Annotated in this window: 9 protein-coding genes; 8 read left to right on the top strand and 1 reads right to left on the bottom strand. The window is 64.0% G+C overall.

Annotated features, from left to right (window positions below; genetic code table 11):
* Nucleotides 1–342 precede the first annotated feature (342 nt).
* From AACG97_RS16915 to AACG97_RS16885, 7 genes are all read left to right on the top strand, one after another.
* Nucleotides 343–1,539, top strand: coding sequence for an amino acid aminotransferase (locus AACG97_RS16915; RefSeq protein ID WP_054912301.1), 1,197 nt, complete (start codon nt 343–345; stop codon nt 1,537–1,539).
* A 238-nt stretch (nt 1,540–1,777) separates the two neighbouring features.
* Nucleotides 1,778–3,058, top strand: a complete 1,281-nt coding sequence (locus AACG97_RS16910; RefSeq protein ID WP_029887942.1) for a serine/threonine transporter — start codon at nt 1,778–1,780, stop codon at nt 3,056–3,058.
* 209 nt (nt 3,059–3,267) lie between these two features.
* Nucleotides 3,268–3,768 (top strand): thiol peroxidase, encoded by a 501-nt coding sequence (tpx, locus tag AACG97_RS16905; protein WP_054881982.1) that lies wholly within the window; start codon nt 3,268–3,270, stop codon nt 3,766–3,768.
* A 539-nt stretch (nt 3,769–4,307) separates the two neighbouring features.
* On the top strand, nt 4,308–5,627 hold the full coding sequence (locus AACG97_RS16900) for an MdtA/MuxA family multidrug efflux RND transporter periplasmic adaptor subunit (RefSeq protein WP_054905889.1): 1,320 nt from the start codon (nt 4,308–4,310) through the stop codon (nt 5,625–5,627).
* On the top strand, nt 5,624–8,722 hold the full coding sequence (locus AACG97_RS16895) for an MdtB/MuxB family multidrug efflux RND transporter permease subunit (RefSeq protein WP_047149881.1): 3,099 nt from the start codon (nt 5,624–5,626) through the stop codon (nt 8,720–8,722). Before AACG97_RS16900 ends, AACG97_RS16895 begins: the two co-directional genes overlap by 4 nt.
* The gene (locus tag AACG97_RS16890; RefSeq protein ID WP_197885745.1) at nt 8,719–11,826 is read left to right on the top strand and encodes an efflux RND transporter permease subunit; all 3,108 of its coding nucleotides are present in this window, start codon (nt 8,719–8,721) and stop codon (nt 11,824–11,826) included. Before AACG97_RS16895 ends, AACG97_RS16890 begins: the two co-directional genes overlap by 4 nt.
* The gene (locus AACG97_RS16885) at nt 11,823–13,313 is read left to right on the top strand and encodes an efflux transporter outer membrane subunit (protein ID WP_225786257.1); all 1,491 of its coding nucleotides are present in this window, start codon (nt 11,823–11,825) and stop codon (nt 13,311–13,313) included. Before AACG97_RS16890 ends, AACG97_RS16885 begins: the two co-directional genes overlap by 4 nt.
* 103 nt (nt 13,314–13,416) lie before the next feature.
* Here the strand turns inward: AACG97_RS16885 and AACG97_RS16880 are convergent, their stop codons facing one another.
* Entirely contained in the window at nt 13,417–14,241 is an 825-nt protein-coding gene (locus tag AACG97_RS16880) for an aldo/keto reductase (protein ID WP_125855352.1), read from the bottom strand.
* Nucleotides 14,242–14,488: 247 nt separating this feature from the next.
* Between AACG97_RS16880 and AACG97_RS16875 the strand changes: the two genes are divergently transcribed.
* Nucleotides 14,489–15,367, top strand: coding sequence for a DMT family transporter (locus AACG97_RS16875; protein ID WP_029886916.1), 879 nt, complete (start codon nt 14,489–14,491; stop codon nt 15,365–15,367).
* Nucleotides 15,368–15,379: the final 12 nt, after the last annotated feature.

Here is a 15,379-nt window from a genome sequence, read left to right as displayed (position 1 = left end):
TTGTACGGCGCGATATTGAGGCATGCACCAAGGCGTTCGCGCGCGAATCCCACAGGAATAATTGGCCCGAAACAAACGTAGGAGCGAGCGCAGCTCGCGATGCGCCGCGCGGGCGGCGCTCGCTCTAACAGGCGCTGCATATCTTCTGACAAACACCTGCCAGCCCTGATGCGATCCCTGTGGCTGGCTTGCCGGCGATTAGGCCATCACTGCCAGCATAAAACCCTGGCCATGCAATGTTGCATAGACAACCTTGCACATTAGTGGATGTTCCTGAGCCGTGTGTGCGGGTATGCTCAGGGCTGACTTTTCGTACTGTCCTGATCCAAGGAGCTGCACGCTGTGTTCAAACATGTCGATGCCTATGCCGGCGACCCGATCCTCTCGTTGATGGAAACTTTCAAGGCCGACCCGCGCGCCGACAAGGTCAACCTGAGCATCGGCCTGTATTACGATGAGGCCGGCGTGGTGCCGCAATTGGCGGCGGTGGATGCGGTGGAAAAGCGCATCGCCGGCCAGGACCATGAAGCGTCCCTGTACCTGCCTATGGAAGGCCTCGCCAGCTACCGTCAGGCGATTCAGGCGCTGCTGTTCGGCGCCGATCACCCGGCCGTGACGGGTGGGCGCGTGGCCACGGTGCAGACCGTGGGTGGCTCTGGGGCGTTGAAGGTCGGCGCCGACTTCCTCAAGCGCTACTTCCCGCAGTCGGAAGTCTGGGTCAGCAACCCGACCTGGGACAACCACCGCGCCATCTTCGAGGGTGCCGGCTTCAAGGTGCACACCTACCCGTACTTCGATCAGGCCACTCGCGGCGTCGACTTCGACGGCATGCTGGCCACCCTGCAAGCGCTGCCGGCCAATAGCGTGGTCCTGCTGCACCCGTGCTGCCATAACCCGACCGGTGCCGACCTGGCCCAGAACCAGTGGCAGCAGGTGGTCGAAGTGGTCAAGGCCCGCCAGTTGATCCCGTTCCTCGACATCGCCTACCAGGGCTTTGCCGAGGGCCTGGTCGAAGACGCCTACGCCATCCGCGAAATGGCCCGTGCCGGCGTACCGTGCCTGGTCAGCAACTCGTTCTCGAAAATCTTCTCGCTGTATGGCGAGCGGGTCGGTGGCTTGTCAGTGGTGTGCGACGACGCGGCCACCGCACAGAGCGTGCTGGGCCAGCTCAAGGCCACCGTGCGCCGCAACTATTCCAGCCCGCCCAACTTCGGTGCCCAACTGGTGGCTGGGGTGCTCGGCGATGCCGGCCTGAATGCCCAGTGGGCCGAGGAAGTCGAAGTGATGCGCAAGCGCATTCTGGATATGCGCCAGGCGCTGGTCGATGCCCTGGCCGTGCTGCTTCCAGGCCAGGACTTCCAGTTCTTCCTGCGACAGCGTGGCATGTTCAGCTACACCGGCTTCAGCGTCGAGCAGGTCCGCCGCCTGCGCGACGAATTTGGCGTGTACCTGATCGATAGCGGCCGCGTGTGCATGTCCGGCCTGCGCCCAGCCAACCTTCAACGGGTAGCCGAGGCGTTTGCTGCCGTGCAGAAGTAACCCTGCATCGGGGTGCTGAGCACCCCGTTCGCGCTGCAAGGCAGCTCCTGCATCCACCGCGCAACACCCGCGATGCCTGCCACTTGTAAAGACAAGTGCAACCGCCCCTCGGAAAAGGGCTTCGCAAGTGCAACCTTTCCGTGCACAATCGCGCCCCTCTTTTCCGGTTGAGTTGGGCGAACGCACTGTTTCGCCATTCTCAGCCTGTTGCAGTCTTGCGAGTGGAGCTTCACCCGGAATGAATGAGCAGGCCCCAAGCGTTGAACAACGCTTTGCAGAATCGACCCCCGCCACCCTCGGTAACTGGGCGCGGCACGACACCACCTGGATGCTGGGCCTGTTCGGCACCGCCATCGGTGCTGGCACCCTTTTCCTGCCGATCAACGCCGGCCTTGGCGGCTTCTGGCCGCTGCTGGTCCTGGCCGTGCTGGCATTCCCGATGACCTATTTCGCCCACCGTGGGTTGACCCGTTTCGTGCTTTCCGGGCGCACCGGTGGTGATATCACCGAGGTGGTCAAGGAGCATTTCGGCAGCACTGCGGGCACCTCGATCACCGTGCTGTACTTCTTCGCCATCTTCCCGATCCTGCTGATCTACAGCGTGGCGCTGACCAACACCGTGTCCAGCTTCATCGAGCACCAGTTGCACCTGCAGCCACCGCCACGGGCCATGCTGTCGTTCGTGCTGATTCTTGGCCTGCTGGCCATCGTGCGCTGCGGCGAGCAGGCCACGGTCAAGGTCATGAGCCTGCTGGTATACCCGTTCATCGTTGCCCTGGCGCTGCTGGGCCTGTATCTGGTGCCGCACTGGACTGGCGGTATCCTCGATAGCGCCACCCAGGTGCCACCGGCCTCGGCCTTCCTGCACACCTTGTGGCTGGCCATTCCGGTGATGGTGTTTTCCTTCAACCACTCGCCGATCATTTCGGCCTTCGCCGTGGACCAGAAACGCCGCTACGGCGACCACGCCGATGAGCGCAGCGGGCAGATTCTGCGCCGTGCCCACCTGTTGATGGTGGTGATGGTGCTGTTCTTCGTGTTCAGTTGCGTGCTGACCCTGAGCAGCGCGCAGCTGGCTGAAGCCAAGGCGCAGAACCTATCGATCCTGTCGTACCTGGCCAACCACTTCAGCAACCCGACCATCGCGTTCGCCGCGCCGCTGATTGCCTTCGTAGCCATCGCCAAGTCGTTCCTCGGCCACTACATCGGTGCCAGTGAAGGCCTCAAGGGCATTATCGCCAAGACCGGCGCACGCCCGGGCGCCAAGGCCCTGGACCGGGTGGTTGCAGGGTTGATGCTGGTAGTGTGCTGGATCGTCGCCACCCTCAACCCGAGCATCCTCGGCATGATCGAATCGCTCGGCGGCCCGATCCTTGCGGTGCTGCTGTTCCTGATGCCGATGTACGCCATTCGCCGTGTACCGTCCATGCGCAAGTACAGCGGCGCGGCGTCCAACGTATTCGTGGTGGTGGTTGGCCTGGTTGCGCTGACTTCGGTGGTGTACGGCCTGCTGGGCTGAGTCACGGCTGACTATGAAACAAGCCCGGGTTGGCTGGCGCCGCCCGGGTTTTTTTGCGCGTTAAACTCACCCGGCAAGCGGCGAGAAAGCCGGAAGTTTGTTCACAAACATTATCCGGGAATAGAACAAATTCACCCGCCCCCATAGGCACTCGGCCGCCTTCATGCTTAACTCGGTGTCCTTTTCAAACCCCGCATAAGGATTTCGTCATGGCTCAAGTGACTCTCAAAGGCAACCCGGTTCAGGTCAACGGCAACCTGCCACAGGCCGGCGCCCAGGCTCCGGCTTTTTCCCTGGTGGGTGAAGGCCTGGCTGACAAGTCGCTGAAAGACTACGCCGGCAAGCGCAAGGTGCTGAACATCTTCCCGAGCGTCGACACCCCAACCTGTGCCACTTCGGTGCGCAAGTTCAACGCCCAGGCCAACGATGTAGCCAACACCGTGGTGCTGTGCATCTCCGCCGACCTGCCGTTTGCGCAGGCACGTTTCTGCGGCGCCGAGGGCCTGGAGAACGTGAAGAACCTGTCGACCCTGCGCGGCCGCGAGTTCCTCGAAAACTACGGCGTGGCCATCGCCGATGGCCCGCTGGCTGGCCTGGCCGCCCGCGCCGTGGTGGTGCTGGACGAGAACGATAAAGTGCTGCACAGCGAGCTGGTCGGCGAAATCGCTGAAGAACCGGACTACGAGGCTGCACTGGCGGTACTGAAGTAAGCAGCGCGCCTGTCGCGGAGCGCTTTGATGTTGTGATAGCCCTGTAGGAAAGAGTGCAGCTCTGCTCTGCAGGGTTGTCAGTGCTCGCCGTGGCATCTTTAGCGCTTGTGAGATCGAGCGCCGCCCGCGCGGCGCATCGCGAGCTGCGCTCGCTCCTACGTTTGTTTCGCGCCAATTATGCCTGTGTGATTTGCGCGCGAACGCCTTGGGGCATGGCTCGATATAGCGCCGTGCGAACAAGGCGGTCGCGCGCGCCTGGCCCAGGCAATACTGGCCCGAAACAAACGTAGGAGCGAGCGCAGCTCGCGATGCGCCGCGCGGGCGGCGCTCGTTCTGTGGAGCCCCGCAGCCCTCAGCGCGCTCCAAGCAACACCCTGTAACGGCCTGGAACACGTTCCGGGCCGTTTTCATTTAAAATTCCGCATCTTGGCAACGTCAGCCAAAGGTAAACCTCTGGTAAAGGCCCTTTGCTAAAACGATGCCAGTGCTTATCGTTCACCCTCCCCAAGCCGTCATTCCGAACAAGGTTCGTTCAACCCATGCAAGCGTCCAATTCCCGTTCCCCTCGTCGCTGGCTGCTCGGCCTGCTGATCTTGCTGCTGGTGGCTGCGCTGGCCTGGTGGCTGTGGCCTGCAGCAACGCCTGGGCATAAGGACGCCAGCGGCGGGCGTGGTGGCAAAGGCATGGGCATGGGCGGCCGCCCGGGCTTCGGTGGTTCAACCGATCCGGTGCCTGTGCGCGTCGAACCCGTGACCGTGGGTGACTTCCCGCTGTATTACAAGGCGCTGGGTACAGTGACTGCGACCAACACCGTCAACGTGCGCAGCCGCGTGGCAGGCGAGCTGGTCAAAATCCACTTCAAGGAAGGCCAGCAGGTCAAGGCCGGCGACCTGCTCGCCGAAATCGACCCGCGCACCTACCGGATCGCGCTGCAGCAGGCCGAAGGCACGCTGGCACAGAACCAGGCGCAGTTGAAGAACGCCCAGGTCGACCTGGCCCGCTACAAAGGCTTGTACGCCGAAGACAGTATCGCCAAGCAGACCCTCGACACGGCCGAGGCCCAGGTGGCGCAGTTTCAGGGCCTGGTCAAGACCAACCAGGCGCAAGTCAACGATGCCCGGCTAAACCTGGAGTTCACCCAGATCCGCGCCCCGATCAACGGCCGGGTGGGCCTGCGCCAGCTCGATCTGGGGAACCTGGTAGCGGCCAACGACACCAATGCCCTGGTGGTCATCACCCAGACCGAGCCCATCAGCGTTGCCTTCACCTTGCCGGAAACCGAACTGGACACCGTGCTGCAGCGTTACCGCAGCGGCGCCAGCCTGCCGGTCGAGGCCTGGGACCGCAGTGACAGCAAGCTGCAGTCCAAGGGGGTACTGGCCAGTATCGACAACCAGATCGACACCACCACCGGCACCCTGAAATTCAAGGGCCGCTTCGAGAACAAGGACCTGGCCCTGTTCCCCAACCAGTTCGTCAACGTGCGTCTGCTGGCCGACACCCTCAAGCAGGTGGTCATGGCCCCGGCGGCAGCCATTCAGTTCGGTAACGACGGCACGTTCGCCTACGTCGTCAACGACCAGAGCACGGTCAATGTACGCAAGCTCAAGGTCGGTGCCAGTGATGGCGAGCACAGCGTCATCCTCGATGGCCTGAAGGCCGGCGACCGCCTGGTACTGGAAGGTACCGACCGCCTGCGCGAGGGCACCAAGGTCGAGGTGGTCGAAAACAGCTCGCAGGTGCCGACTACCCCAGGCCAGAAACTGCAGGGCCAGGATGCCAAAGGGTCGGCAGATGCCGGTGAGGGCCAGCCAGGGCAAGCGCAGCCTGGTGCCGCAGCAGGCAAGGCGGGCGCATGAACCTCTCGCGCCTGTTCATCCTGCGGCCGGTCGCCACCACGCTGAGCATGCTGGCCATCGTGCTGGCCGGCCTGATCGCCTACAAGCTGCTGCCGGTTTCTGCCTTGCCGCAGGTGGACTACCCGACCATCCGCGTCATGACCCTGTACCCCGGCGCCAGCCCGGAGGTCATGACCAGCGCGGTGACCGCGCCGCTGGAGCGCCAGTTCGGCCAGATGCCCGGGCTTGAGCAAATGGCCTCGACCAGCTCCGGCGGCGCATCGGTGCTCACCCTGCGTTTCAACCTGGACATGAACATGGACGTTGCCGAGCAGCAGGTACAGGCCGCGATCAACGCCGCCAGCAACCTGCTGCCCAGCGACCTGCCGGCGCCGCCGGTGTACAACAAGGTCAACCCGGCCGACACGCCGGTACTGACCTTGGCCATTTCCAGCAAGACCATGCCGCTGCCCAAGCTCAACGACCTGGTCGATACCCGGGTGGCGCAGAAGCTTGCGCAGATCAGCGGCGTGGGCATGGTGAGCATCGCCGGGGGCCAGCGCCAGGCGGTGCGGATCAAGGTCAATGTCGATGCCTTGGCGGCCAATGGCCTGAACCTTGAAGATGTCCGCACGCTGATCGGCGCGTCCAACGTCAACCAGCCCAAGGGTAACTTCGACGGGCCAACCCGCGTGTCGATGCTCGACGCCAACGACCAGCTGCGCTCCCCCGAGGAATACGCCAACCTGATCCTGGCCTATAACAACGGTGCGCCGCTGCGCCTGAAGGACGTGGCCGAAATCGTCGACGGTGCCGAGAACGAGCGCCTGGCAGCCTGGGCCAACGAAAACCATGCGGTACTGCTGAACATCCAGCGCCAGCCGGGTGCCAACGTGATCGAAGTGGTAGACCGCATCAAGGCGCTGCTGCCGTCGATCACCGACAACCTGCCTGCGGGCCTGGATGTGTCGGTGCTCACCGATCGTACCCAGACCATCCGTGCCGCGGTCAAGGATGTCCAGCACGAACTGCTGATCGCCATCGTGCTGGTGGTCATGGTCACGTTCGTCTTCCTGCGCCGGGCCAGCGCCACCCTCATTCCGTCCATCGCGGTACCGCTGTCGCTGATCGGCACCTTCGGCGTGATGTACCTGGCCGGCTTCTCGGTCAACAACCTCACGCTGATGGCGCTGACCATCGCCACCGGCTTCGTGGTCGACGACGCCATCGTCATGCTGGAGAACATTTCCCGCCATATCGAAGAGGGCGAAACGCCCATGCAGGCCGCGCTCAAGGGCGCCCGGCAAATTGGCTTCACCCTGATATCGCTGACGTTCTCGCTGATTGCGGTACTGATCCCGCTGCTGTTCATGGCCGACGTGGTCGGCCGCCTGTTCCGCGAGTTCGCCATCACCCTGGCGGTGGCCATCCTGATTTCCCTGGTGGTGTCGCTGACCCTGACGCCAATGATGTGCGCGCGCCTGCTCAAACGTGAACCCAAGGAAGAAGAGCAGGGCCGGTTCTACCGTGCCAGTGGCGCCTGGATCGACTGGCTGATCAAACACTACGGCAGCGCCCTGCAATGGGTGCTCAGGCACCAGCCGCTGACGTTGCTGGTGGCGGTGGCAAGCCTGGGGTTGACGGTGTTCCTCTACATGGTGGTGCCCAAGGGCTTCTTCCCGGTGCAGGACACCGGGGTCATCCAGGGCATCTCCGAAGCGCCGCAGTCCACTTCGTTCGCCGCCATGAGCGAGCGCCAGCAGGCCTTGAGCAAGGTGATCCTGCAGGACCCGGCCGTACAAAGCCTGTCGTCCTATATTGGTGTCGATGGTGACAACGCCACGCTCAACAGCGGCCGCTTGCTGATCAACCTCAAGCCCCACGGCGAACGCGACGTCACGGCCAGCGAAGTGATCAGCCGGCTGCAGCCACAAGTCGACCGTTTGGTGGGCATTCGCCTGTTCATGCAGCCGGTGCAGGACCTGAGCATCGAAGACCGCGTCAGCCGCACCCAGTACCAGTTCAGCCTGTCGTCGCCCGATGCCGACCTGTTGGCGCAATGGAGCGGCACACTGGTGCAGGCGCTGCAGCAGCGCCCCGAGCTGGCCGATGTGGCCAGTGACCTGCAGGACAAAGGCCTGCAGGTGTACCTGGTCATCGACCGCGACATGGCCAGCCGTTTGGGCATCACCGTGTCGCAGGTCACCAACGCCTTGTACGACGCGTTTGGCCAGCGGCAGATCTCGACCATCTACACCCAGGCCAGCCAGTACCGTGTGGTGCTGCAGGCCAAAGATGCCGCGGTCATCGGCCCGCAGGCGCTGGAGTCGGTCCACGTCAAGGCTGCCGATGGCGGCCAGGTACGCCTGTCGGCATTGGCGCGCATCGAGCAGCGCCAGGCCCAGTTGGCGATCTCGCACATTGGCCAGTTCCCGGCCGTGACCCTGTCTTTCAACCTGGCCCATGGCGCGTCACTGGGTGAAGCGGTGCAGGTGATCGAGCAGGTACAGCAGGACATCGGCATGCCGCTGGGGGTGCAAACCCGCTTCCAGGGGGCGGCGGAGGCCTTCCAGGCCTCGCTTTCGAGCACCTTGCTGCTGATTCTGGCAGCGGTGGTCACCATGTACATCGTGCTGGGCGTGCTGTACGAGAGCTACATCCACCCGGTGACCATCCTCTCGACGCTGCCGTCGGCGGCCGTCGGTGCCTTGCTGGCCTTGCTCATCAGCGGCAACGACCTGGGCATGATCGCGATCATCGGCATCATCCTGCTGATCGGTATTGTCAAGAAGAACGCGATCATGATGATCGACTTCGCCCTCGAAGCCGAACGGCATCAAGGCATGAGCCCCCGGGACGCCATCTACCAGGCGGCGCTGTTGCGCTTCCGGCCAATCCTGATGACCACCCTGGCGGCGCTGTTCGGGGCCGTGCCACTGATGCTGGCCACAGGCTCCGGCGCCGAGCTGCGACAGCCGCTGGGCCTGGTGATGGTCGGTGGCTTGCTGGTCAGCCAGGTGCTGACGTTGTTCACCACTCCGGTCATCTACCTGTACTTCGACCGCCTGGCGCGCCGCTGGCGCCCGGCCGATAGCGCGAAGCAGGCCGAAGCATGAATCTGTCGGGGCCGTTCATTCGTCGCCCGGTGGCGACGATGCTTCTGAGCCTGGCGATCATGCTGCTGGGTGGGGTCAGCTTCAAGCTGCTGCCGGTTGCGCCACTGCCGGAAATGGATTTCCCGGTGATCGTGGTGTCGGCCAACCTGGCCGGTGCCAGCCCCGAGGTCATGGCCTCTACCGTGGCCACGCCACTGGAGCGCAAGCTGGGCAGCATCGCCGGCGTGACCACCCTGACCAGCAGCTCCAACCAGGGCTCGACGCGGGTGATCATCGGTTTCGAGATAGGCCGTGATATCGACGGTGCGGCGCGTGAAGTGCAGGCGGCCATCAATGCCACCCGCAACCTGCTGCCCAGCGGCATGCGCAGCATGCCTACCTACAAGAAGATCAATCCATCGCAGGCGCCGGTCATGGTGCTTTCGCTGACCTCGGACGTGTTGCAGAAGGGGCAGCTGTACGACCTGGCCGACACCATTCTGGCGCAGAGCCTGGCCCAGGTGTCCGGGGTAGGGGAGGTGCAGATCGGCGGTAGTTCGTTGCCGGCGGTGCGCATTGCCGTCGAACCGCAATTGCTCAACCAGTACGGCCTGTCACTGGATGAAGTGCGCACCGCGGTGGCCAACGCCAACCAGCGCCGGCCCATGGGCTTTGTCGAAGACGCCGAGCGCAACTGGCAGGTGCGCGCCAATGACCAGTTGGAGAAGGCCAAGGACTACGAGCCCATCGTCATTCGCCAGCAGAACGGGACCATTCTGCGTCTGTCCGACGTGGCTGCGATTACCGACGGGGTCGAAAACCGCTACAACAGTGGCTTCTTCAATGACCAGTCGGCAGTGCTGCTGGTGGTCAACCGCCAGGCTGGCGCCAACATCATCGAGACGGTCGGGCAGATCAAGGCGCAGCTGCCGGCCCTGCAGTCGCTGCTGCCCGCCAGCGTGCAACTGAACGTGGCCATGGACCGGTCGCCGGTCATCAATGCCAGCCTCAAGGAGGCCGAGCACACCCTGCTGATCGCGGTGGTGCTGGTGATCCTGGTGGTCTACCTGTTCCTCGGCAGCCTGCGCGCCTCGTTGATCCCCAGCCTGGCGGTGCCGGTATCGCTGGTGGGTACTTTCGCTGTCATGTACCTGTGTGGTTTTTCGCTCAACAACCTGTCATTGATGGCGCTGATCCTTGCCACCGGCCTGGTGGTGGACGATGCCATCGTGGTGCTGGAGAACATTTCCCGGCACATCGAAGACGGCCAGCCACCCATGAAGGCGGCCTTCCTGGGTGCCAAGGAAGTCGGCTTCACCTTGCTGTCGATGAACGTCTCGCTGGTGGCGGTGTTCGTTTCCATCCTGTTCATGGGCGGCATCGTGCGCAACCTGTTCCAGGAATTTTCCATCACTTTGGCGGCGGCCATCATCGTGTCGCTGGTGGTGTCGTTGACCCTTACGCCGATGCTCTGCGCGCGCTGGCTCAGGCCGCACAACGCCGAGCAGACGCGCCTGCAACGCTGGAGCGACAAGCTCCACCTGCGCATGGTCGACGCCTATGACCGCAGCCTGGGTTGGGCCCTGCGCCACAAGCGCCTGACCCTGTTCAGTCTGCTGGCAACCATTGGCCTGAATATCGCGTTGTACGTGGTGGTGCCCAAGACGCTGATGCCCCAGCAGGACACCGGCCAACTGATGGGCTTTATCCGCGGTGACGATGGCCTGTCGTTCAGCGTGATGCAGCCGAAGATGGAAACCTACCGTCGCGCCTTGCTCGCCGACCCTGCGGTGCAGAGCGTTGCCGGCTTCATCGGCGGCAACAGCGGTACCAACAACGCCATGATACTGGTGCGCCTGAAGCCGATCAGCGAGCGCAAGCTGGACGCGCAAAAAGTGATCGAGCGCCTGCGCAAAGAGATGCCCAAGGTGCCGGGTGGGCGGCTGTTCCTGATGGCCGACCAGGACCTGCAATTGGGGGGTGGCGGGCGTGACCAGACCTCGTCGCAGTACCTGTACACCCTGCAAAGCGGCGACCTGGCGGCGTTGCGCGAGTGGTTCCCGAAGGTGGTCGCGGCGCTGCGCGCGCTGCCGCAGCTGACTGCCATCGACGCCCGCGATGGGGGTGGCACCCAGCAGGTGACGCTGGTGGTGGACCGCGACCAGGCCAAGCGGCTGGGGATCGACATGGACATGGTCACCACGGTGCTGAACAACGCCTACAGCCAGCGCCAGATTTCCACCATCTACGACAGCCTCAACCAGTACCAGGTGGTGCTGGAAATCAACCCGAAATACGCCTGGGACCCCAGCACCCTCGAACAAGTGCAGGTGATCACCGCGGACGGTGCCCGGGTGCCGTTGTCGACCATCGCCCACTACGAAAATACCCTGGCCAACGACAGGGTCAGCCACGAAGGCCAGTTCGCTGCCGAAGACATCGCCTTCGACATTGCCGAAGGCTATAGCCCCGACCAGGCCCTGGCCGCGGTAGAGCGGGCAGTGGCGACCCTGGGCCTGCCGGAGGGGGTGATCGCCAAGCTCGGCGGCAGCGCCGATGCCTTTGCCAAGACCCAGCAGGGCCAGCCGTTCATGATCCTGGGTGCATTGCTGCTGATGTACCTGGTGCTGGGTATTCTGTATGAAAGCTACATTCACCCGCTGACCATTCTCTCCACGTTGCCGTCGGCCGGCGTCGGTGCCTTGCTGGCGCTGTACCTGACCGGTGGCGAGTTCAGCCTGATTTCGCTGCTGGGGTTGTTCCTGCTGATTGGCGTGGTGAAGAAGAACGCCATCCTGATGATCGACCTGGCCCTGCAGCTTGAGCGTCATCAGGGGCTGTCTCCGGAGGAGTCGATTCGCCGCGCGTGCCTGCTGCGCCTGCGGCCCATCCTGATGACCACCTTGGCGGCCATCCTCGGTGCCTTGCCGCTGCTGCTGAGCCAGGCCGAAGGCGCCGAAATGCGCCAGCCGCTGGGCCTGACCATCATCGGTGGCCTGGTGTTCAGCCAGATCCTGACCCTTTACACGACGCCGGTGGTCTATCTGTACCTCGACCGCCTGCGCCACCGCTTCAACCGTTGGCGCGGTGTGCGCACCGACGCCGCCATGGAAACCCCGCTATGACATTTGCCCACTCCCCACTGCATCGTGGCCTGCAGGCGTTGACCCGCGGGCGTGGCTCGCGCCTGCTCAGCGCCGGGTTGTGCGTGGCCATGCTCAGTGCCTGCACCCTGAGCCCGGACTACCAGCGCCCGGCGCTGGACAGCCCGGCGGCGCAGTTCAAACACGCCGAGGGCTGGACCCAGGCCACACCGTCCGATGCCATCGCCCGTGGCGCCTGGTGGGAAATCTATGGCGACGCCGGGCTCAATGCGCTGGTCGAGGAATTGAACCGCAGCAACCAGACCGTGGCGCAGTCCGAAGCCCAGTACCGCCAGGCCCAGGCGCTGGTGCGCAGCAGCCGTGCGTCGCTGTTCCCCAGCCTTGACCTGAGCGCCAGCAAGAACCGCTCGGCGCAGGGTACTGGCAGCTCCAGCTCCAGCCTGTCCAACAACAGCAGCGGCATACGCGACACCTACAATGCGCAGTTGGGCGTGAGCTGGGAAATCGACCTGTGGGGCAAGTTGCGGGAAACCCTGAGTGCCAACCAGGCCAGTGCCCAAGCCAGCCTCGCCGACCTCGCCTCGATCCGCTTGAGCCAGCAGTCGGAACTGGTGCAGAACTACCTGCAACTGCGGGTGCTCGACGAGCAGAAGCGCTTGCTCGAGGCGACCGTGGCCGCTTACCAGCGTTCGTTGCGGATGAATGAAAACCAGTACCGCGCCGGCGTTGCCGGCCCCGATGCGGTTGCCCAGGCGCGCACCCAGCTGAAAAGCACCCAGGCTGACCTGATCGACCTGATCTGGCAGCGTGCGCAGTTCGAGAACGCCATTGCGGTGTTGCTGGGCAAGCCTCCGGCCGACTTCAACCTGGCCGACAGCAAGGCTATCCCCGCGCTGCCGCGCATTCCGGTGTCACTGCCTTCGCAATTGCTCGAGCGTCGGCCAGACATTGCTGCGGCCGAGCGCAATGTAATGGCTGCCAACGCCAATATCGGCGTGGCGCGGGCGGCGTACTTCCCCGACCTCAGCCTGAGCATGAATGGGGGGTATTCCAGCAGCAGTTTCAACAACTGGATCGAATTGCCCAACCGCTACTGGTCGGTGGGGCCGCAACTGGCGCTGACCCTGTTCGACGCCGGCAAGCGCAGCGCCGAGGTTGACCGCACCGTGGCAGTTTATGACCAGACCGTGGCGCAGTACCGGCAGACCGTGCTGGACAGCTTCAAGGAAGTGGAAAACCTGCTGGTGCAGTTGAAGGTCTACGGTGATGAAGCGGTGGTGCGCCAGGAGGCGCTGGATGCCGCCCGTGAGTCGCTGCGCCTGACCGAAAACCAGTACCGCGCAGGCTTGATCGGTTACCTGGACGTTGTCAACGTGCAGGCCACGGCGCTGAGTAACGAGCGCAGTGTGCTGAACCTGCTGCAAGGGCGCCTGGTGGCCAGTGTGCAACTGGTGGCCGCGCTAGGCGGTGGCTGGGATGCCGGGCAGGCGTTTGCCGAGCAGGATTGACGGCACCGCCCAGTGCGGGCCATTGACCTGGCAGACGAGCCCGCATTGCTCAATTACCTGGTGAGTGGCGCCCGGCACTGAGCGCCACCGGCGCGGCCCCCGGTCAGCTATTCCAGTCCGGGGCAAAGGGCGGGCTGACCACTCGCTGGTCTTTCGGTAGTTCGGCAATCGCAGCGCGGTCCTCGTCATCCAGTTGCACGTTCAGCGCCGCCAGGTTGGCCAACTGGTTTTCGCGGCTGCTGGCCTTGGGGATCGCCGCCACACCGTCCTGGTCCAGTAACCATTTGAGCGCCACCTGGCTGGGCAGTACGCCGTGCTTGCCGGCAATCGCCTGGATCACCGGGTGCGCCGCCGCCTGGCCGCGGGCCAGCGGGGTATAGGCGGTGAGCAGCAGATCATGGCTACGGGCGTAATCGAGCAGCGGCTGCTGGCCGAGCAGCACGTGGTACTCCACCTGGATCGCCGACAACGGCGCCCCGTGCTGTTCCACGACCTCGCGTAGCAAGCCCAAGGGGAAGTTGGCCACACCAATGTGGCGTGCCTTGCCTTCTTCACGCAGGGCCACCAAGGTCTCGATACTGCGGGCCAGGTCTTCATGCTGGCCGGGCCAGTGAATATGGAACAGGTCCACCTGCTCGGTACCCAGTGCCCGCAGGCTGGCTTCCAGCGACGCGCGCATGGCCTTGGGTTGCAGCCGGTCCCACCAGACTTTGGTGGTCAGGTGGACCTGCTCGCGCGGGACGTCGCTGTCGCGCAGGGCCTGGCCGACGGCGGCTTCGTTCTCGTAGGCGGTGGCGGTGTCGATGTGCCGGTACCCTAACTCCAGTGCCTGGCGCACGGCCTGGGTGCACGCGCTGCCGGTCATTGGCCAGGTGCCCAGGCCCAGGGCAGGCAGTTTCAGGCCGTTACAGGTTGTGAGCCTTTGCATGTCAATTCCTTGTACAGTGTGCCGGGTGAGGCTCCATGGTCGATGATCACTGCGGCACGGGCCATGCGCGCGGCGCGCAAAGTGGTCGATCAGCGAACGGAAAATGCGTTCGGCCCCGGCCTGGGGCAAATGAACTTCCTTATGTTGCGGCATCTCTTCTAGAATCCCAGCTGTTGCATCCGCCAGGCTCCGCCTGCGCGGTCATCCCCCTGGCGCGGCCTATGGCGGCGTCGTCATCGAGAGAGCCATGAGTTCCAGTACACCGTTGTCCGGCGTCAACAAACCCTTGCGTGGCATCGCCCTGGTGGTGGTTGCGACGTTCCTGTTCGCCAGCCACGATGCCTTGTCCAAATTCCTCGGCGGCCTGTACCCGATCGTGATGGTGGTATGGGCGCGCTATGTGGTGCATACCCTGCTGATGGCCGGCATTTTCCTGCCCAAGGCCGGCCTGAACGTCCTGCGTACCCGCCGCCCGCTGTTGCAGACCCTGCGTGCCCTGAGCCTGCTGAGCACCAGCCTGCTGTTCACCACGGGCTTGCAGTACCTGCCGCTGGCCGAGGCAACGGCGGTCAACTTCCTGGCCCCGGTGCTGGTCACCGCACTGTCGGCGCCATTGCTCAAAGAGCGGGTTACCGTGGCGCAGTGGGTGGCGGTGGTGCTGGGTTTCATCGGCGTGCTGGTGGTGGTGCACCCGGGTGGGGCCATGTTCACCCCGGCGATTCTGTACCCGTTCGGCTCGGCGTTGGGCTTCTGCTTCTATCAGTTGCTGACGCGTATTCTGGCCGCGCATGACAGCCCCACCACCAGCAACTTCTATGCGGGGCTGTGCAATACGCTGGCGATGAGTGCGCTGGTGCCGTTCTTCTGGCAAGTGCCGCGCTGGGACCATGCCTTGCTGATGTTGGCGCTGGGCGGTTTCGGCATGACCGCGCACCTGTTGCTGACCCAGGCATTCCGCCATGCGGCACCCGCGTTGCTGGCACCGTTCAGCTATTGCCAGATCGTGTTCGCCGGCTTGCTTGGCTTGGTGGTGTACAGCCAGGTACCGGATACCTTGAGCCTGGTGGGTATCGCGGTGATCTGCCTCAGCGGCCTGGGGGCGGCGTGGATGCAGCGGGGCAAGTAAGCCTGGCCATCG

Source organism: Pseudomonas sp. Nvir (assembly GCF_963778085.1).
In the GTDB taxonomy this organism is placed as follows: Bacteria; Pseudomonadota; Gammaproteobacteria; order Pseudomonadales; family Pseudomonadaceae; genus Aquipseudomonas; species Aquipseudomonas juntendi.
The sequence above is the reverse complement of the archived record's forward strand: the minus strand, read 5'-3'. Positions and strand labels throughout refer to the sequence as shown.

Excerpts from the sequence above, each read along its gene's own strand:
- AACG97_RS16910 (WP_029887942.1), top strand. The coding sequence starts at position 1,778 with ATGAATGAGCAGGCCCCAAGCGTTGAACAACGCTTTGCAGAATCGACC.
- tpx (WP_054881982.1), top strand. The coding sequence starts at position 3,268 with ATGGCTCAAGTGACTCTCAAAGGCAACCCGGTTCAGGTCAACGGCAAC.
- AACG97_RS16900 (WP_054905889.1), top strand. The coding sequence starts at position 4,308 with ATGCAAGCGTCCAATTCCCGTTCCCCTCGTCGCTGGCTGCTCGGCCTG.
- AACG97_RS16895 (WP_047149881.1), top strand. The coding sequence starts at position 5,624 with ATGAACCTCTCGCGCCTGTTCATCCTGCGGCCGGTCGCCACCACGCTG.
- AACG97_RS16890 (WP_197885745.1), top strand. The coding sequence starts at position 8,719 with ATGAATCTGTCGGGGCCGTTCATTCGTCGCCCGGTGGCGACGATGCTT.
- AACG97_RS16885 (WP_225786257.1), top strand. The coding sequence starts at position 11,823 with ATGACATTTGCCCACTCCCCACTGCATCGTGGCCTGCAGGCGTTGACC.
- AACG97_RS16880 (WP_125855352.1), bottom strand. The coding sequence starts at position 14,241 with ATGCAAAGGCTCACAACCTGTAACGGCCTGAAACTGCCTGCCCTGGGC.
- AACG97_RS16875 (WP_029886916.1), top strand. The coding sequence starts at position 14,489 with ATGAGTTCCAGTACACCGTTGTCCGGCGTCAACAAACCCTTGCGTGGC.